Below are 16,660 nucleotides of genomic sequence, written 5' to 3' on the forward strand. Positions count from 1 at the left end.
GACAGCCTCAGCCACGCTGGGTGCCTGCGAGCATGCTGCGTACCCGCGTCGCCAGGTCGTCGATGGCGAATGGCTTGCCGATAATATCCATTCCGGCATCGAGAAAGCCACTGCTGATCGCCTGCTCCGCGTAGCCGGTCATGAACAGCACACGCAGCCCCGGGCGGTGCTCGCGGGCGATATCCGCCAGCTGTCGGCCGTTCATCCCCGGCAGCCCGACATCGGATACCAGCAAGTCGATACGCTCGTCGCCCTGCAGCAGCTTGACCGCCGCGCTGGCCTCGGCCGCCTCCAGTGCGCGATAGCCGAGCATGCCCAGCGCGTCGAGCACCAGCAGACGTACGGCAGGATCATCCTCGACCACCAGCACGGCTTCGCCTCGCGCCGCTTGCGTGGCCTGTGCAAGCGGCGGGACCCCCACCCCGGTCGCCAGCAATGAATGGTGTGCCGGTAGATAGAGGATGACTTCGGTACCGTTGCCCGGTTCGCTGCGTAGCTGGACGTGGCCACCGGCCTGGCGCGCGAAGCCGTAGATCATCGACAATCCGAGCCCGGTGCCCTGGCCGATGGGCTTGGTGGTGAAAAAGGGCTCGAAGGCCGCCGCCAGAACCTTGGGCGTCATGCCGCAGCCGTTGTCGATCACGCTGAGGCTGACGTAACGTCCGGCTGGGAGCTCGCCCACCTCGGCCTGCTGCAGGGTCACGTTGGCCGTCGCGATACAGAGGCTGCCGCCGTCGGGCATGGCGTCGCGTGCATTGATCACCAGATTGAGCAAGGCACTTTCCAGCTGGTTCTCGTCACTGTTGGCCGGCCACAGGTCCGGCTGCAACAGCGCGTCGACCAGAATAGGGCTGCCCAGTGTCCGTACGATCAGATCGCGCATCGATTCGACCAGCTCATTCAAATCGACCCGCTTGAGATTCAGCGGCTGGCGGCGGGCGAAGGCCAGCAGACGATGGGTCAACGCCGCGGCACGGTTGGCCGAGCTTACCGCGGCATCGATGAAGCGCTGGGTTTCGCCATGACGGCCAGACTGGTTGTAGCGCTGGATCAGGTCCAGCCCGCCGATGATCCCGGTCAGCATGTTGTTGAAATCGTGGGCGATGCCACCGGTGAGCTGGCCGACCGCTTCCATCTTCTGCGCCTGGCGCAGCGCTTCCTGGGCCTGTTCGCGGCTGGCCATTTCACTGACCAGCCGCTCGTAGACCTCGGCCAGCGCCTCGGTGCGTTCCTGCACCCGCGTTTCCAGCGTCTCGTTGAGCGCTCGCAGCGACTGCTCGGCGCGCCAGCGTTCGGTGACGTCCTGTGTCAGGACGAAAAAGCCCAGCACCTGGCCTTCTCCGTCGCGGCGTGGCAGGTAATGCATCGAGGCCTGACGCAGCTGGCCGTCCCGGTGCGGCATGGACGCTTCGAAGAGAACCTCTTTGCCGGCAAGGGCATCCTTGATTTGCGGCCGGCGAATGCTATAAGCCTGCTCGCCAATGACCTCTGGCAGATGCTTGCCATAGAGGGATTCCGGCGTCTGACCAAACCAGTTCTCGTAGTGCCGATTGCTGAAACGATAGCGTTCGTCCCGGTCGACATAGCCGATGAGCACCGGCAATGCGTCAGTGATCAGTCGGATCTCCGCTTCGCTTCGGCGCAGCGCTTCTTCCTCGCTATGGCGCAGGCACAGCAGTTGCCCACCCACCGTCTGGCCATCACGGATCGGGCTTAGGGCCAGATCGACCCAGGTGGCCGGACGGCCGGTTGCACTGTCCTCCGGCAGTCGATGGTGGCGCAGCAGGCAGGGCTGGCTGCGGTCACCGGTCTGGCCCGCGACCAGCTCAGGCCAGACAGCTTCCCAGGTAATGGCCACCGGCGCGCCCAGCGCTGCAGGATGGTGATCGCCAATCAGCGCGGCATGGGCATCGTTGTATAGCTGCACGCCGGTCTCGCCCCAGAGCACACACATGGGCAGGGGCGCCTCGAGCAGGGTGTCGAGCAGGCTCCGCAACGAGGCGGGCCAGCTTTCGAGCGGACCCAGGGGCGTTGCGTTCCACTGGTGGACGCGGATGCGCCCGCTCATTTCATTGGTACCGGCTGGCCAGGGCCTGGAATCTAGTGCCATAGATCGTCCATCGATGCGCGACGGGCCATCGGCGCCAATCGTCGCGCTTATACGGCATCGTCTGCCTGATGAGGCGCAGCCAGAGGCTGGGCTCGTTGTTTGTTGTGTCATTCGGACGCACCGCCATTCTCGTCACCCTTCCGAGCGGCTAATGGCTTATAGGCGACCTCGGTCGAGCGCAATATAAGCCGGCGCCGCGTCCATGCTCAGGCTGCAAAGCCCTGCAGGCTACGAACGAGCTCCAGATAATCGCCCACGGCGGGGAATTCTTCGGTGTCCTTTCGCCCGCGGCGGCTGTCCGGCTCGCTGATCGCCAACAGATGCGCGACGCCGAAATCACGCGCGCTGCGCAGGACCGGCAGGCTATCGTCGATGAACAGTGAGGTGGCCGGATCGAAATCCAGATCTGCCTTCAGGGCATACCAGAACTGGGCCTGCTCCTTGGGAAAGCCATAGTCATGAGAACTGATCAGACGATCGAACCAGGGCGCCAGTTCGATGCGTTCCAGCTTCAGCGATAGCGAATCGCGATGGGCATTGGTGATCAGTACCACGCGCTTGCCGGAACCGCGCAGGGCCGCAAGAAATTCATCGGCTGCCGGCCGCAGAGCGATCAAGTGAGCAATTTCGCGCTTCATTTCGCGGATCGGCAGGTTCAGCTCGCGGGTCCAGAAGTCCAGGCAGTACCAGCTGAGCTTGCCCTCGTGTTCGTTGAACAGAGGGGCCAGCTCCAGCTCGGCCATGGCGCGGCTGATGCCGTGCAGCTCGGCGTAGCGCTGCGGCAACAGGTCGAGCCAGAAATGGTTGTCGAAATGCAAATCCAGCAAGGTGCCGTCCATGTCCAGCAGGACGGTGTCGATAGCGGACCAGGGCAGTGAAGCGATCATGATGGGCTCTTCTTCGGCAATTGAGCCAATGGTGTGACAGCGGTCGGTTCGATGCAAAGCGTTCACGGCTCAGACAAAAAGGCGGGTTATGATTGCGGCTCGCGTTTCAAGGATATCCCCATGCGCCAGAAACCTACCGTGCTTGCCCGTGAGATCGTTGCCAGCAGCCGTCTGTTCCGTGTCGAGGAGCTGCAGCTGCGGTTTTCCAATGGCGTCGAGCGTACCTACGAACGGCTGGTCGGCAAGGGCACCGGTTATGGTGCGGTGATGATCGTCGCGCTGGAAGCCGACGGCCGGGCGTTGTTGGTCGAGGAGTACTGCGGCGGTACCGACACCTATGAACTGTCGCTGCCCAAGGGGTTGATCGAGCCGGGTGAGGATGTGCTCGATGCGGCCAACCGGGAACTGAAGGAGGAAGCCGGTTTCGGCGCGCGCAAGCTGGAGCTGCTCACCGAACTGTCCCTCTCGCCCGGTTATATGAGCCAGAAGATTCAGGTGGTGTTGGCGCGCGACCTCTATCCCGAGCAGTTGCCGGGCGATGAACCCGAGCCGATGCGCGTCGATCGGGTCGATTTGCGCGAGCTGTCCAGTCTGATCCACAACCCTCAGTTCAGCGAAGGTCGTGCCTTGGCGGCGCTATACCTGGCGCGGGATCTGCTGACCGAGCGGGGAGAATTCGGCCAATGAGCCATCCATATCTGACCCGGGTTATTGATCTCGTTCGCGACGCAGGGCAGGCGATCCTGCCGCACTGGCGCAGCGGTGTGGAGGTACAGGAAAAGGCCGACGCCTCACCGGTTACCGCTGCCGACATGGCCGCCCATCATCTACTGGCTGACGGCCTGCGTGCGCTGGACGCCAGCATTCCGGTGCTGTCCGAGGAGGACTGCAACCTGAGTCTTGCCGAGCGTGCCGGCTGGACGCGCTGGTGGTTGGTCGATCCGCTGGACGGTACCAAGGAGTTCATTGCCGGCAGCGAAGAATTCACCGTCAATGTTGCGTTGATCGAGCAGGGGCAGGTGCTGTTCGGTGTGGTCGGGGTTCCGGCCAATGGCCGCTGCTATTACGGCGGGGCCGGGTTCGGTGCCTGGCGTGCCGAAGCCGATGGTGCGGCGCAGCCCCTGCGGGTGCGGCATCAGGCAGCGGGCCACTTTATCGTCGTTGCGAGCCGTCGCCACTCGAGCCCGTCGCAGGAACGCTTGCTCGATGGCTTGCGGCAGCGTTTTGGCGAGCTCGTGTTGGCCAGTGTCGGCAGCTCCCTGAAGTTCTGCCTGTTGGCCGAGGGGGCCGCCGATTGTTACCCGCGGTTGGCGCCGACTTCTCAATGGGACACGGCGGCTGCCCAGGGAGTACTGGAAGGCGCTGGTGGCGAGGTGCTGGATATCGCCGGTGCAGTGCTGACCTACGAAGCACGGGAGACCTTCCTCAATCCCTGGTTCCTGGCGTTACCTCGTGGCGCCGAATGGCGAGCCGACCTGATCGAACTGGCGAGGCCTGACCAAAGGGCGCTCTGACAGCCGGCTATTCGGTATCTGCCGGTGATCGTGCTGAGTGCGATGAGCGAGTTGAAAGCCAAGCTCGAATGCCAGGGGGCTGAGCAAGCCACTGGACCTCGACGAGCTGCGCCGGCGGGTCCAGGACTGTATCCAGAAACTCGACCGCAACCCGAGTTGAGCCACCGATCAGTCGACGCGCTCGCCGCAGAGGTCGAGTGCGAACCAGTGCTCGACCTCGGTCTGCGACAGCCCGGCACCGAGCAAGGCGAACAACTTGCCCAGCGCGGCCTCGCGGGTCATGCCGCCGCCTGACATCAGCCCGCTGGCTTCCAGCTTGCTGCCGGCGGCGTAGATCCCGAACTCGACGTGGCCCTGCGGGCATTGGCTGATGGCGGCCAGGACGATGCCGCGCTGATGGGCGTCCTGTAACGCCCGCAGCAGCTCGGTGTCGTCGGCGGGACCGGTGCCGCTGCCATAGCACTCGATCAGCACCCCCTGCACGCCACTGGACAGCAGTGCTTGCAGCTGCGCCGCCTGGATGCCTGGATAGAGCGGAAGCACCGCCAGGTTCACCTGCTGACGGGATTGGCGATAGTCGAGCGCTGCGGGAATGCTGGGTGCGCGTTGACCCTGGCGCAGCCGCGGCAGCACGCCGAACGCATCGAGGCTGGCGGTACCCAGTTTGCTGACCCGGGCGCCGTGCATGAGTTTGCCGGCGAAGTAGAGGTGCACACCCGGCTCGACGCCAACGTGCAATGCCTGCATCGCACCGAACAGGTTGTCCCAGGCGTCGCCATCGGGCGCACCGGCGGGCAACATCGCCCCGCTCAGCACCACCGGCACCTCGAAGCCCAACAGCAGGAAGCTCAAGGCAGCAGCGCTGTAGGCGAGGGTGTCGGTGCCATGCAGGACCAGTACGGCGTCACAGCCATCTTGCTCGACGCCGACCCGAATGGCCTCGACCATCGCCAGCCAGTGGGTCTGGTTCATGTTGGCACTGTCGATGGGCGGTAGCAGTTCGCGGAACTGCCATTCCGGCACGGCCAGTTCCGGGTGCTGGTCCTGCTGGTCGCGCAACCTGCTGGCGAAGCCGGAAGCGGGCATCAGGCCGTCGGCGCTCTGTTGCATGCCGATGGTGCCGCCGGTGTACAGCACCAGGGTGTTTCTGGAAGCCGACATAGGGCTCTCCTCTATGAAAACAGCGGCCAGCGGCCCCTGTTCAAGCGACGCGGACCCACTTAACGCTGATGTGCCTGACCGCTGGCGGTGGTGATCGGCGATGGGTCGCCCACTCTGGCTGGCCAGACGCTCGGGTCCAGATCCAGGTTGGCAAATGCTTCGGATCGAACACCGCTGACTCGACACCTGCCTTACGCTGGCCATGGTAATCGCGCATCAGGCGCAGGCCTACCTTGAACAGCAGCGCCCAGGGCGATCAGGTTGCAGATCGCCAGCAGACCCATGGTGAGGTTGGCGGATCCGCAGCCTGGAGAACGGCCTCGGCCTGACCTTGGTGAACCGCACCAAGACGCCGATCGAGTCGACCGCGTGCAGGTCGGCGTGGCAGACGCCGCACGCCTCGATCTTTCCCAGAAATCTGTCCTGGGCCGGGTGGGGGCACCTTTGCTTCTTCGATGCGCAACGGTTCACCCCAGGCATGGGCCACGGCGGCTTTCATGGTCTGGGTCATGGCTGTCTCCTTGCGATCGGAAGGCCGGGGCTGCACCCGGTCAGGTGTCGTGCCCATTGACCCCCGGCACTCCGGGAATATTTGCCAGCCGTTTCAGATGACCGCTCGCAGGTGCTGGGGACGGGGGCCTGCGTTATACTGCGCGGCCTTTGGTCGGACCGGTTCCGACCCTGTTCCTGCACGGCCGCGCTGTTTTCAGCGCGGCCGTTGTTCCTGATGCGCCCAGGCGCCGAAGAGAGGCACGACGATGACCGCACTGGTAGGCGTGATCATGGGCTCCAAGTCCGATTGGTCCACCTTGAGCCACACCGCAGACATGCTGGAGAAGCTCGGCATTCCGCACGAAGTCACCGTGGTGTCCGCACACCGCACGCCCGACCTGCTGTTCCAGTACGCCGAACAGGCCGAAGCGCGCGGTTTGCGGGTAATCATTGCTGGCGCCGGCGGCGCGGCTCATCTGCCGGGCATGTGCGCGGCCAAGACGCATCTTCCGGTGCTCGGCGTACCGGTGCAGTCCTCGATGCTTTCCGGTGTCGATTCGCTGCTGTCGATCGTGCAGATGCCGGCCGGCGTACCGGTGGCCACCCTGGCTATTGGCAAGGCAGGCGCGATCAATGCCGCGCTGTTGTCGGCCAGCATCCTCGGCCACGAATACCCTGAATATCATGCCGCGCTGAAGACATTCCGCGACGAGCAGACCCGGACCGTGCTCGACAACCCGGACCCGAGGGACGCGTAAATGAAGATTGGCGTGATCGGTGGCGGCCAGCTGGGCCGCATGCTCGCCCTGGCGGGAACGCCGCTGGGCATGAACTTCGCGTTTCTCGACCCGGCCCCGGACGCCTGCGCCGCGGCACTCGGCGAGCATCTGCGTGCGGACTACAGCGATCAGGATCACCTGCGCCAGTTGGCTGACGAGGTGGATCTGGTGACCTTCGAGTTCGAGAGCGTGCCGGCTGAAACCGTCGCCTTCCTGTCGCAGTTCGTGCCGGTTTATCCAAGCGCCGAGGCGCTGCGTATCGCCCGTGATCGCTGGTTCGAAAAGTCGATGTTCAAGGCGCTGGCAATCCCGACGCCCGAATTTGCCGACATCCAGTCCCAGGCCGATCTAGACGCCGCGGCCGCCAGCATCGGCCTGCCGGCCGTGCTCAAGACCCGCACCCTGGGCTATGACGGTAAAGGCCAGAAGGTCCTTCGCAAGCCATCCGACGTCACCGCCGCCTTCGCCGAACTGGGCAGCGTGCCCTGTATCCTCGAAGGCTTCGTGCCCTTCACCGGAGAAGTGTCGCTGATCGCGGTGCGCGGGCGTGACGGCGAGACCCGCTTTTATCCGCTGGTCCACAACATGCACGAGGGCGGCATCCTGCGCTTGTCGGTGGCGAGCAGCAGCCATCCGCTGCAAGCGCTGGCCGAGGATTACGCCGGGCGCGTGCTGACAGAACTGGAGTACGTCGGCGTGCTGGCCTTCGAGTTCTTCGAAGTCGAAGGCGGGCTCAAGGCCAATGAGATTGCGCCGCGCGTGCACAATTCCGGTCACTGGACCATCGAAGGCGCCGAGTGCAGCCAGTTCGAAAATCACCTGCGAGCGGTAAGCGGCTTGCCGCTCGGCTCGACGGCCAAGGTCGGCGAGAGCGCCATGCTCAACTTCATTGGTGAAGTGCCCGCCGTGGCCAAGGTGATCGCCGTCGAGGACTGTCACCTGCATCATTACGGCAAGGCGTTCAAGGTCGGACGCAAGGTCGGCCATGCCACGCTGCGCTGCCCGGACCGCTCCACGCTGGATCGGCAGATCACCGCCGTGGAGTCGCTGATCGCCCGCGATTGACCGACCGGCCGTCTGGCTTGCTGCTGTTGGCGGCGAACTGGCTGGATCGCCTCAGGTCCGAAAACACGTAACGCCTATTTTCGGACTTACTTAAAGGAGATTGCCCATGGGCATCATCGGAACCATCATCATCGGCCTGATCGTAGGCCTCATCGCGCGCTTCCTGAAGCCCGGCAACGACAGCATGGGTTGGATCATGACCATCCTGCTGGGTATCGGCGGTTCGCTGCTGGCCACCTACGGCGGACAAGCGCTCGGTCTGTATGAAGCCGGAGAAGCTGCAGGCTTTATCGGTGCGGTCGTCGGTGCGATCATCCTGCTGGTCATCTACGGCATGGTCACCAGCCGTAAACACTGATTCGCCCCGGCGGAGCTCGACTGGCTCGAGCTGATGCCTGCTGAGGATCGCCAGGCGCTGGAAGACATGCCGGAGATCGAACATGACTCGCCTGAGACCGACGGGTTCAGCGACCAGGGTGGACTCAAGCAAGGTGCGGGTCTCCCCGCAGTGATGTATTCGGCCAAGACCGTGCCGGCGCTCAACGGCAAGCAGATTCGCCTCGGCGGCTATCCGGCCCCGCCGGGAACCGACAGCCAGGGCCGCAGCACCGAGTTCTTTCTGGTGCCTTATCCGGGCGCCTGTATTCATGTCCCACCGCCACCGCCCAATCAGATCGTGATGGTCCGCTACCCGGCCGGGATCATGCTGGACGATATCTATGCGCCGCTCTGGGTCGACGGCACGCTGCAGGTCGAGCCCGTGAGCCATGATCTGGCCGATGCGGTCTACCCGATCTCGACGGCCGAGGTGAAGCTGGTGGACGAAAGCGACCTCTAGCCGATGCCCAAGCCGCTGCCCATCGAACCGTCGCTGCGCCAGGCCTTTCGCGAACGGGCAGTTGAAACCGCGGGCATCGACGAGGCGGCGTACAAGGCGTTCGACAAAGACCCACTGGAGCCGATCATCGGTCTCGGACCGGCCGACGCGCCCCTTGCGTTCATGGGGCGTGATCCAGGGCGCGAGGAAGTGCGCCATGGTGAACCCTTCATTGGCGGCGGTGGCCAGCTGGTCCGTGGCGTGCTCTATCGGCATGTCCATGGCAAAAGGATGCCGGATTTCGAGGCGAGCCGCGCCATCGGTGATGGTTTTTTCTGGCTCAACACCGTGCCCTACAAACCGCTCGGTAATCGCGCCTGGTCGATGGCGGTCAAGCGTCGCTTTCATCCACTGATGCGCCAGTTGTTGCTCGACCACTGGCAGGGCCGCGAAATCATCACGCTCGGTCGGGAGGCGTTTCTCTGGTTTGGCCTGGAGCAGCCCCGTGACGTGCGTCAGCAACTTGAGGCGTTCTGGCAGCGAGACGATCGTTTCACCGCGCATTTCGAGCTTGGGCTGACGGCGGAAAAGGGTGGCCAGGGAACATTTTGCCTGCATCCGTTGCCACATCCCTCGCCACGCAACCTGACCTGGTTCAAACGCTTTCCCGATCTGCTGGAGGCGCGTTTGCAGCAGTTACTCGGCTGACCCCTCAGCTCTCGGCGCTGTGGCGGCGCACGAAGCGGCGGTCGAGATGATCCTTCAGGTCACCGAACATTCGGCCTTCGGCCACCACCCCTCCCCAGCTCAGCAGCGCACCACGTTGGCCATCGGCCAGCAGGGCGAGGCTGTGCGCCTGCGGATGGTAGTGGCGCAGCGGTTGGCCGATCGAGACGCGAGCGAGGTTGGTGGCCAGCACGCGCGCCTGACGCACCGCATGCACGCCGTTATGAACGGCGCCGGGCAGGCTGGCGCAATCGCCGCTGGCGAACACACTGGGGTGAGAGCGACTCTGCAGGGATGGGCAGATCTCGATGAAGCCACGTCCGTCCACGCGCAGGCCCGACTCGCGCAGCCAGCCCAGCGGGCTGGGACCCGTGGCGACGATCAGGCGTCGCCCGCGCCAACGCACCTGGCCGTCGCCGACCAGGGTATTGCCATGTACGGTCTGGATCGGGGTGTGCTCATGGACCTGCACCTTGGCATCCCGCAGGTGCCGCAGCGCCAGCCGTCTGAGGCGAGGCGGGTGACCGGCAAGCAGCTCGTCTGAGCAGAACAAATCGATCGACGGCACGCGGCCGGCCATGGCCAAGGCCAATTCAATGCCCGCCGCACCGCCCCCTACGATGCCCACCGCTTCGGGAATTTCCTGCCACTGTTGCCAGCGGCGGATGAAGTCGGCGAATGGCTTGACCGAGAGCAACTCCATGCCGTCATCAGTCTGTTCCGGCAGCCAGGGCAGGGAGCCCAGGTTCAACGACAGCCAGGTGCTGCGCAGCGTCTCGCCGGTCGCCAGAAGCAATTCAGGCGTTTCGGGGAGCAGTGCGACCAAGCTGCCCTGGATGAACTCCACCTCGGCTGCGGCGCACAGCTTGGGCAGCCCGACGCGGCAGTCGCGGGTCTGGTAATGCTCGGCGACCAGCCCGGGCATCATGCCCGAATACCAGGCGTGGGGTTCGGCCGAGACCAGTCCGATCCGGCCCGCAGGGCGATCGCGGCTGGCCCACTGGCGCAGTACACCAAGATGGCTGTGCCCACCTCCGGCCAGCAGCACGTCGAAATCAGCGCTCATGGCGCATCTGAATCGGGCTGATGCAAATGCGGGACAGGGCGGGCAAGGTCCGTCTTTAGCGGCGCGGCTTCCATGGCAAAAGTCCTCCAGAGCATTGCAACTGGCCAGCAGGCTCGCATCAGCGCCCCTCGGTCACTGGCCGGGTGGAGATGGTGCTCGCTTGCAGTATAGATTCAATGCGTCTGGTTGCCCGGATCCTTGGCCAGCCGTTCGCTGCCGGTCGGGTCAGATGCTTTCGGCGCTGATCGAGACGCCAAGCGTGTGGCTGGCGCCGGGCTCGAGCTGGATCACATCGTCCATGACGTTGGCCGTCTCGATGCACAGCATGCGCTGCCAGGCATCGTCGGCGAACTGCGACAACCGCTGCGCCTTGGCAGTCCAGGGGTTCCACAGGACGGCCGAGCGTGAGCCTTGCGCCTCGAGATTGATCTGCCGTTTGAGGCCCGGGTCGTGCAGGCTCAGCCTTGAAGGCAGATCCAGATAGATGCGATCGGTCTCGCCGCGGAATACCAGTTCGCCCTGCTGCTGTCGCTGCTGCCAGTCGTCCAGGGTTTCGATATAGGGGCGCCCGTCCAGCCCCTCGACCGTCACCTGACGGATGTCGCTGATGGCGAAATAGCTGTGCAAGGCCTGAGACAACGCGATTGTCGTGTCACCGCGGTTGTGGCTGGTCAGCGACAGGTGCAGGCCCTTGCGGTCCAGGCAGATCTTCAGGCTCAGCTCGACGGCATGCGGCCAGCCGGGCAGTTCGCGGTTGCAGGCAAACACCAGGGTGACACTCTCGTCATTGGTGTCGCTGCGGGCTACCCACCAATCGATGTTGCGCACCAGCCCGTGGGCTGGCGCGGGCTGGCTGCCCTGGTAGGTGTCTTGAACCGACTGCGGGTTGCGCGCCAGATCGCCAAACCAGGGCCAGCAGACCGGCACGCCGCCGCGTACCGCCTGCCCAGCTTGAAACGCGGCGTCTTCGCTGAGCCAGATGATCGGTGCCGCTTCGCCCTGTCGGTAGCTGAGCACCTGGGCGCCTTGCTCGGCGACGATCACTTCGGCATCTCCGTGACGAAGGCGCCAGCAGCTGAGTTGGTTCTTTTCGATGCGCTGAATGTCGACGGGCATGGGCTGTCTCGTTGGCTTTGGGATGCTGTGTTGAGACCCTGCCGTGGCTCAGGGATTCCGCGAGCGGCCAAGCGGGGTGAGCGAGCGGGGGCAGGGCCTGTGTCGAACGGCCCGCGGCAAGGCCGCGGGCTCACGAGTGGGCTGCGGGCTCAGCGCCCTTGGCAGGCATCGACACGCAGCCAGCGCTCCAGCAGCTTGAAGCCCTGCATCAGCACGAAAGCAATGATGAGGTAGATCAGGCCGGCGGTGAGAAACATTTCTTCGTGCATGTAGGTGCGCGCAGCGATTTTGCGCGCCATGCCGGTCAGCTCCAGGAGGGTGATGGTGCTCGCCAGGGCGCTGGCCTTGAGCATCAAAATCACTTCGTTGCTATACGCGGGCAAGCCGATGCGGGTGGCCCGTGGCAGGATGATATGGCGCAGCGTCTGATAGCGTGACATGCCCAGCGCGCGGGCCGCCTCGACTTCCCCGGCCGGTACGTTCTGGATCGCCCCACGCAGGATCTCCGCAATATAAGCGGCGGTATGCAAGGTCATGGTGATGATCGCGCACCAGTAAGGATCACGCAGGAACGGCCACATCCAGCTTTCGCGCACGGCCTCGAATTGGGCCATGCCGTAGTAGACGAGGAACAGCTGGACCAGCAGTGGCGTGCCACGGAAGAAGAAGATGTAGCCATAGGGCAACGCGCGCACCGCCAGCAGGCGCGACGACCGGGCGATGCCCAGCGGCAGTGCGAGAAACAGGCCTGCTACCACCGAGACGCCAACCAGTTGCAAGGTCAGCCAGGCGCCTTCGATAAAATCGGGCAGCCACTTGATGAACAATTCCCAGCTCATGCGGCGCTCCTGACAAAGCCACGCCCTGCGCGCTTTTCAAGGAAATACATGCCAGCCATGGCAACGACCGTCAGGCCCAGGTAGATGCAGGCAGCAACCACGAAAAAGACGAAGGGTTCTTTACTGGCCGTCACGGCGATTTGTGAGGTGCGCATGATCTCTTCCAGGCCGATGACCGAGACCAGCGCGGTGTCTTTCATCAGGATCATGAACAGGTTACCCAGGCCGGGCAGGGCCAGGCGCCACATTTGTGGCAGGATCAAGCGCAGGAAAATCCGCCGTTTGCCCAGGCCCAGTGCGAGACCGGCCTCGCGATGGCCTTTGGGAATAGCCAGCAAGGCGCCGCGGAACACCTCGGTGGCATAAGCGCCGAAGCACAGGCCCAGGGCGATGGTACCGGCTGCGAAGGGGCTGAGGGCCAGATTGTCGATGCCGAAGAGCTCGCCGATGCCGCGTACCAGGCCGATGGTGCCGAAATAGATCAGCAGTACCCAGAGCAGTTCGGGAACGCCGCGAACGAGGGTCGAATAAGTGCCGCCCGCCCAGCGCAGGGTGGCGTATGGCGATGTCTTGGCAAGTGCGCCGAGCAAGCCGAGCACCAGGCCCAAGGCCAGGGATGCAAGGGCCAGCTGAATGGTCATCCAGGTGCCGGCGAGCAGCGCCGGACCGAATCCGTGAAGGTCGGGAATCATATAGGCTCAAACACCAAAGCCCGGCCTACCATTATTGGTGGCCGGGCTTTGATTCAGACGGATCAGTAGATGCTGAAGGGAAAGTATTTGGCGTTGATCTTCTCGTAGGTGCCATCGGCTCGGATTTCAGCCAGCGCCTTGTTCAGCTTTTCGCGCAGCTCGTCGTTGCCCTTGCGCACGGCGATGGCGATCTTGTCGTTGTCGAACACCGGCTCACCCTTGAACTCGAAATTCCTGCCGGCGTCGCTCTTGAGCCATTCCCACTGCACGAAAGCGTCGGCGAGGATGCCATCGACGCGGCCGGAAGCCAGATCGAGGTAGGCGTTTTCCTGGGTGTCGTAGAGTTTGATATCGACGACGTCGTCCAGGTTGTCTTCCAGCCAGGTGCCGGCGATGGTTGCGCGCTGGGCGCCAATGGTCTTGCCTTCCAGGTAGCTTTCGTCAGTCTTGAAATCGACCGACTTCGGCGCCACGAACTGCAGCTTGTTGGTGTAGTAGTGATCGGTGAAGTCGACGGCATTCTTGCGTTCCTCGGTGACGGACATCGAAGCCGCGAGGAAATCGAACTTGCCGGCGTTCAGGGCGGGGATGATGCCGTCCCAATCGGAGGTCACCACTTCGCATTCCACTTCCATCTTGGCGCACAGGGCGTGGGCGATGTCGAGGTCGAAGCCGACCACCTGGCCGCTGGCGTCGATCAGGTTGAAGGGGGGGTAGGCACCCTCGGTACCGATGCGCAGCTTATCGGCGGCGAAGGCGTTGGCGCCGAGCATCAAGGCGGCGGCAATCAGCAGAATCTTCTTATAGCTTTTCATGCGGTGTGTTGCTCCATTAGCGATGGCTGGACATGAACTGTTTACAGCGTGCCGATTGGGGGTTGTCGAACACCTGCCCGGGCGTTCCTTGCTCTTCGACCAGGCCCTGGTGAAGAAAGACCACTTCACTGGAGACCTGCTTGGCGAAGTTCATTTCATGCGTGACGAGCAACATGGTACGGCCCTCATCGGCCAGCGACCGGATCACTGCAAGCACTTCTTGTACCATTTCCGGGTCGAGCGCCGAGGTGGGTTCGTCGAACAGGATCACCTGGGGCTGCATCGCCAGAGTGCGCGCAATCGCAGCGCGCTGCTGCTGACCACCGGAGAGCTGGTTCGGATAAACGTGGCGCTTGTCGGCGATTCCCACCTTGGCCAGCAGGGCCTCGGCCGTTTCGGTGGCTTCGGCCTTGCTCAGGCCGAGCACGCGCCGCGGCGCCTCGATGATGTTGTCCAGTACGCTCATGTGCGGCCAGAGATTGAAATTCTGGAACACGAAGCCGAGCTTGCTGCGCATCTGGTTGATCTGCTTGGCGTCTGCTGCGACCAGATCACCACCTTTGGCGCGCTTGAGGCGCAGTTGCTCGCCCGCGACGATGATCTCGCCCTCGTTGGGGTTTTCCAGCAGGTTGATGCAGCGCAGGAAGGTGGATTTCCCGGAGCCGGACGAGCCGAGGATCGAGATGACATCGCCATCGCGGGCGTTCAGCGAGATCCCCTTGAGAACTTCCAGATCGCCGTAGCGCTTGTGCAGATTACGAATTTCCAGTGCAGGTATGGCCTCGGCCATGGAGCTTCCTCTTCGAACCCGGTCATTGCCTGGCTCGTTTCTATGTAAACTGCGCTCCGGCCAACTGCTCGCCGTCCTGGCGAGGCGCAAACTAGCATGCGGGGGGGCATGCGCCAAGCGCGGCGCGGCCCGGCCGGCATGTCCCGCCTCAAGCGTCAGGAGATCACCGTCGGCGCCACGATGATCAATATCGAGACCGATATCGATGACGCGAGCGGCACCTTTCCCGGCAGCAACGAAGGCGACATGGTGCCCTTCGCCACCGTGCCGTATCTGTTCTATGCCACACCGATCAACGACCGCTTCGCCGTCGGCTTCGGCGTCTATGCTCCCTTCGGCCAGATCACCGATTACGAGGGCGGCTTCCAGGGCCGCTTCTACGGCGATTACACCGAACTCATGGTGATCACCGCTCAGCCGACCGTGAACTACCGATTCAACGACCATCTATCGGTAGGTCTCGGTCTGACCATCAACCGGATAGACGGCAAGCTGGAAAGCGCCGTTCCGCCGGTCGCCACGGCCGAAAGCCGGGTGAAGGTCGAAGGGGATGACGTCGCCCTCGGCTTCAACGCCGGCCTGCTCTACGAGTTCTCGCCGAGCACCAGGGCGGCCTGACCTACCATGCGAAAGTCGAGTACAACCTGGACGGCGACACCAAGATCCGCGGCAACGATGCGGCCCTCGGCATGCTCGGGGCCTATGGCGGCTACGACGGCTCGCTGGACCTGAACCTGCCGGAAGTGGTGGACTTCTCGGTCACCCACGACGTAAACGATCAGTGGACCGTTTATGCGGGTGCGGCCTTCACCCGCTGGAGCCGCTTCGACACCGTGGTGGTGGAGAACGACGGGATCCCCGGCCCGCTGGAGCACGAGTTTGGCCACATCGCCGAGGGACAGGACTGGCACGACGCCTGGGCCTACGCCGTGGGCGCGGCCTACAAACTGAACCGGCAATGGACGCTGCGCGGCGGCATCGCGGTGGACCAAAGCCCGACCAACAACACCTACCGCTCGCCACGCATTCCCACCGGCGACCGTACGTTGGCCAGCCTGGGCTTCGGCTGGGAGCCGACGCCTGACATCACCATCGATGCCGCCTATATGTTCATCAAGGAAGAGGACACCGACATCGATCTGGCGTCCGCCACCCAGGGCACCTACCAAGCGACGTACAAGAACACCGCCCATTTGCTCGGCGCCCAGCTGCCCTACCGTTTCTGACGCTCTCCACCCGTGCAGAAGAACCTCGGCCTGGCGCCGGGGTTTCTTCTTCCGGCCAGTCGCGCAACCGGCCGGACGCAAGCAAAGCCGTTCAACCGCCGAGCCGGCCGATCAGGCCCAGGCTCCCCGGCGGCATGGCGGAGTGGCGGAGTGGCGGAGTGGCGGAGCGAGTCCACCGCACTTGGCGATGCCCATCGCCTAGCAGCCTGTCTGACTTGGCTCCGCCAGGGGATAGCGCATCTTGCTCTTCGCCGCGGCCATGGCCGCCAGGCGGGTTTCACGACGGGCGATTTCCTCTGGCAGATTCATGCCATCCGGTACGCTTGCTTGATCCGCCTGCTCAGCCAAAGCGAATAGCGCCTGCACCTCGTCGTGCTTGAGCCGATTCTCGAGTTGCTCGATATGCCCATGGGACAGCGTGCTATGGCGCGAGGCGTTGGCGCGGATCTTGATGCCATCGAGGCTGATCGTGCCCAGCGTGAGCAGGCGCATTTCTGCGCCATGTGCAGTAGCTGCACGTACAGGCCGGCCAGTTCGTCGAGAAAGCGGCGGCTGAAGCTGGCCA

General features: G+C 63.9%; 16 protein-coding genes and 4 pseudogenes. 8 read left to right on the forward strand and 12 right to left on the reverse strand.

Annotation, left to right across the window (positions count from 1 at the left end; genetic code table 11):
* Window positions 1–7: 7 nt before the first annotated feature.
* Together NA637_RS15455 and yrfG are read right to left on the reverse strand one after the other, a co-directional pair.
* Entirely contained in the window at window positions 8–2,110 is a 2,103-nt protein-coding gene (locus tag NA637_RS15455; protein ID WP_256073249.1) for a PAS domain-containing protein, read from the reverse strand.
* 206 nt (window positions 2,111–2,316) lie between these two features.
* Entirely contained in the window at window positions 2,317–2,997 is a 681-nt protein-coding gene (gene yrfG, locus NA637_RS15460) for a GMP/IMP nucleotidase (protein ID WP_256073250.1), read from the reverse strand.
* Between the two features lie 120 nt (window positions 2,998–3,117).
* Here yrfG and nudE point away from each other — a divergent pair, with 120 nt between their 5' ends.
* A complete protein-coding gene (gene nudE / locus NA637_RS15465) occupies window positions 3,118–3,684 on the forward strand; it encodes an ADP compounds hydrolase NudE (protein ID WP_256073251.1) in 567 nt (188 codons plus the stop codon).
* Entirely contained in the window at window positions 3,681–4,511 is an 831-nt protein-coding gene (gene cysQ / locus NA637_RS15470; RefSeq protein WP_256073252.1) for a 3'(2'),5'-bisphosphate nucleotidase CysQ, read from the forward strand. Before nudE ends, cysQ begins: the two co-directional genes overlap by 4 nt.
* Window positions 4,512–4,679: 168 nt before the next feature.
* Here the strand turns inward: cysQ and NA637_RS15475 are convergent, their stop codons facing one another.
* The 3 genes and pseudogenes from NA637_RS15475 to NA637_RS15485 form a co-directional block, all read right to left on the reverse strand.
* Window positions 4,680–5,672, reverse strand: coding sequence for an asparaginase (locus NA637_RS15475; protein ID WP_256073253.1), 993 nt, complete (start codon window positions 5,670–5,672; stop codon window positions 4,680–4,682).
* Between the two features lie 59 nt (window positions 5,673–5,731).
* Window positions 5,732–5,968: pseudogene (locus NA637_RS15480) on the reverse strand (alanine:cation symporter family protein); the annotation flags it as partial.
* A 64-nt stretch (window positions 5,969–6,032) separates the two neighbouring features.
* Window positions 6,033–6,183 (reverse strand): annotated as a pseudogene (locus NA637_RS15485) (zinc-dependent alcohol dehydrogenase); the annotation flags it as partial.
* A 247-nt stretch (window positions 6,184–6,430) separates the two neighbouring features.
* On the opposite strand from NA637_RS15485, the gene purE reads away from it, so the two are divergent.
* The 5 genes from purE to NA637_RS15510 all read left to right on the forward strand — a co-directional run bounded on the left by purE (window position 6,431) and on the right by NA637_RS15510 (window position 9,533).
* On the forward strand, window positions 6,431–6,922 hold the full coding sequence (gene purE / locus NA637_RS15490) for a 5-(carboxyamino)imidazole ribonucleotide mutase (protein WP_256073254.1): 492 nt from the start codon (window positions 6,431–6,433) through the stop codon (window positions 6,920–6,922).
* A complete protein-coding gene (locus tag NA637_RS15495; RefSeq protein WP_256073255.1) occupies window positions 6,923–8,008 on the forward strand; it encodes a 5-(carboxyamino)imidazole ribonucleotide synthase in 1,086 nt (361 codons plus the stop codon). It abuts the gene before it with no gap.
* A 106-nt stretch (window positions 8,009–8,114) separates the two neighbouring features.
* Complete coding sequence (locus NA637_RS15500; RefSeq protein ID WP_255978118.1) at window positions 8,115–8,366, forward strand: GlsB/YeaQ/YmgE family stress response membrane protein; 252 nt, start codon at window positions 8,115–8,117, stop codon at window positions 8,364–8,366.
* A gap of 33 nt (window positions 8,367–8,399) precedes the next feature.
* Window positions 8,400–8,846: a DUF3299 domain-containing protein gene (locus NA637_RS15505; RefSeq protein WP_256073256.1), complete on the forward strand. Its 447-nt coding sequence runs from the start codon at window positions 8,400–8,402 to the stop codon at window positions 8,844–8,846.
* Window positions 8,847–8,849: 3 nt separating this feature from the next.
* On the forward strand, window positions 8,850–9,533 hold the full coding sequence (locus NA637_RS15510; protein WP_256073257.1) for a uracil-DNA glycosylase family protein: 684 nt from the start codon (window positions 8,850–8,852) through the stop codon (window positions 9,531–9,533).
* Window positions 9,534–9,537: 4 nt separating this feature from the next.
* On the opposite strand, the gene NA637_RS15515 is transcribed toward NA637_RS15510, so the two are convergent.
* The 6 genes from NA637_RS15515 to NA637_RS15540 form a co-directional block, all read right to left on the reverse strand.
* Window positions 9,538–10,617: an FAD-dependent oxidoreductase gene (locus NA637_RS15515; RefSeq protein ID WP_256073258.1), complete on the reverse strand. Its 1,080-nt coding sequence runs from the start codon at window positions 10,615–10,617 to the stop codon at window positions 9,538–9,540.
* A 225-nt stretch (window positions 10,618–10,842) separates the two neighbouring features.
* Window positions 10,843–11,733: a D-hexose-6-phosphate mutarotase gene (locus tag NA637_RS15520; RefSeq protein WP_256073259.1), complete on the reverse strand. Its 891-nt coding sequence runs from the start codon at window positions 11,731–11,733 to the stop codon at window positions 10,843–10,845.
* Window positions 11,734–11,882: 149 nt separating this feature from the next.
* Complete coding sequence (locus NA637_RS15525) at window positions 11,883–12,572, reverse strand: ABC transporter permease (protein WP_256073260.1); 690 nt, start codon at window positions 12,570–12,572, stop codon at window positions 11,883–11,885.
* On the reverse strand, window positions 12,569–13,264 hold the full coding sequence (locus NA637_RS15530) for an ABC transporter permease (protein WP_256073261.1): 696 nt from the start codon (window positions 13,262–13,264) through the stop codon (window positions 12,569–12,571). The genes NA637_RS15525 and NA637_RS15530 overlap by 4 nt, the downstream gene beginning before the upstream one ends.
* Window positions 13,265–13,326: 62 nt before the next feature.
* A complete protein-coding gene (locus NA637_RS15535; RefSeq protein ID WP_256073262.1) occupies window positions 13,327–14,079 on the reverse strand; it encodes an ABC transporter substrate-binding protein in 753 nt (250 codons plus the stop codon).
* Between the two features lie 16 nt (window positions 14,080–14,095).
* Complete coding sequence (locus NA637_RS15540; protein ID WP_256073263.1) at window positions 14,096–14,869, reverse strand: ABC transporter ATP-binding protein; 774 nt, start codon at window positions 14,867–14,869, stop codon at window positions 14,096–14,098.
* 129 nt (window positions 14,870–14,998) lie between these two features.
* Here NA637_RS15540 and NA637_RS15545 point away from each other — a divergent pair.
* A pseudogene (locus NA637_RS15545) lies at window positions 14,999–16,095 on the forward strand (OmpP1/FadL family transporter); the annotation flags it as partial.
* A 198-nt stretch (window positions 16,096–16,293) separates the two neighbouring features.
* On the opposite strand, the pseudogene NA637_RS15550 reads toward NA637_RS15545, so the two are convergent.
* Window positions 16,294–16,660: pseudogene (locus tag NA637_RS15550) on the reverse strand (hypothetical protein); the annotation flags it as partial.

It is taken from the genome of Stutzerimonas stutzeri, from assembly GCF_024448935.1.
Taxonomy (GTDB): Bacteria; Pseudomonadota; Gammaproteobacteria; order Pseudomonadales; family Pseudomonadaceae; genus Stutzerimonas; species Stutzerimonas stutzeri_AO.

Coding starts and splice junctions, on each gene's coding strand:
- NA637_RS15535 (WP_256073262.1), bottom strand. CDS start 14,079: ATGAAAAGCTATAAGAAGATTCTGCTGATTGCCGCCGCCTTGATGCTC.
- NA637_RS15505 (WP_256073256.1), top strand. CDS start 8,400: ATGCCTGCTGAGGATCGCCAGGCGCTGGAAGACATGCCGGAGATCGAA.
- yrfG (WP_256073250.1), bottom strand. CDS start 2,997: ATGATCGCTTCACTGCCCTGGTCCGCTATCGACACCGTCCTGCTGGAC.
- NA637_RS15510 (WP_256073257.1), top strand. CDS start 8,850: ATGCCCAAGCCGCTGCCCATCGAACCGTCGCTGCGCCAGGCCTTTCGC.
- NA637_RS15515 (WP_256073258.1), bottom strand. CDS start 10,617: ATGAGCGCTGATTTCGACGTGCTGCTGGCCGGAGGTGGGCACAGCCAT.
- NA637_RS15520 (WP_256073259.1), bottom strand. CDS start 11,733: ATGCCCGTCGACATTCAGCGCATCGAAAAGAACCAACTCAGCTGCTGG.
- NA637_RS15500 (WP_255978118.1), top strand. CDS start 8,115: ATGGGCATCATCGGAACCATCATCATCGGCCTGATCGTAGGCCTCATC.
- NA637_RS15540 (WP_256073263.1), bottom strand. CDS start 14,869: ATGGCCGAGGCCATACCTGCACTGGAAATTCGTAATCTGCACAAGCGC.
- NA637_RS15525 (WP_256073260.1), bottom strand. CDS start 12,572: ATGAGCTGGGAATTGTTCATCAAGTGGCTGCCCGATTTTATCGAAGGC.
- NA637_RS15495 (WP_256073255.1), top strand. CDS start 6,923: ATGAAGATTGGCGTGATCGGTGGCGGCCAGCTGGGCCGCATGCTCGCC.
- NA637_RS15475 (WP_256073253.1), bottom strand. CDS start 5,672: ATGTCGGCTTCCAGAAACACCCTGGTGCTGTACACCGGCGGCACCATC.
- NA637_RS15530 (WP_256073261.1), bottom strand. CDS start 13,264: ATGATTCCCGACCTTCACGGATTCGGTCCGGCGCTGCTCGCCGGCACC.
- nudE (WP_256073251.1), top strand. CDS start 3,118: ATGCGCCAGAAACCTACCGTGCTTGCCCGTGAGATCGTTGCCAGCAGC.
- cysQ (WP_256073252.1), top strand. CDS start 3,681: ATGAGCCATCCATATCTGACCCGGGTTATTGATCTCGTTCGCGACGCA.
- NA637_RS15455 (WP_256073249.1), bottom strand. CDS start 2,110: ATGGCACTAGATTCCAGGCCCTGGCCAGCCGGTACCAATGAAATGAGC.
- purE (WP_256073254.1), top strand. CDS start 6,431: ATGACCGCACTGGTAGGCGTGATCATGGGCTCCAAGTCCGATTGGTCC.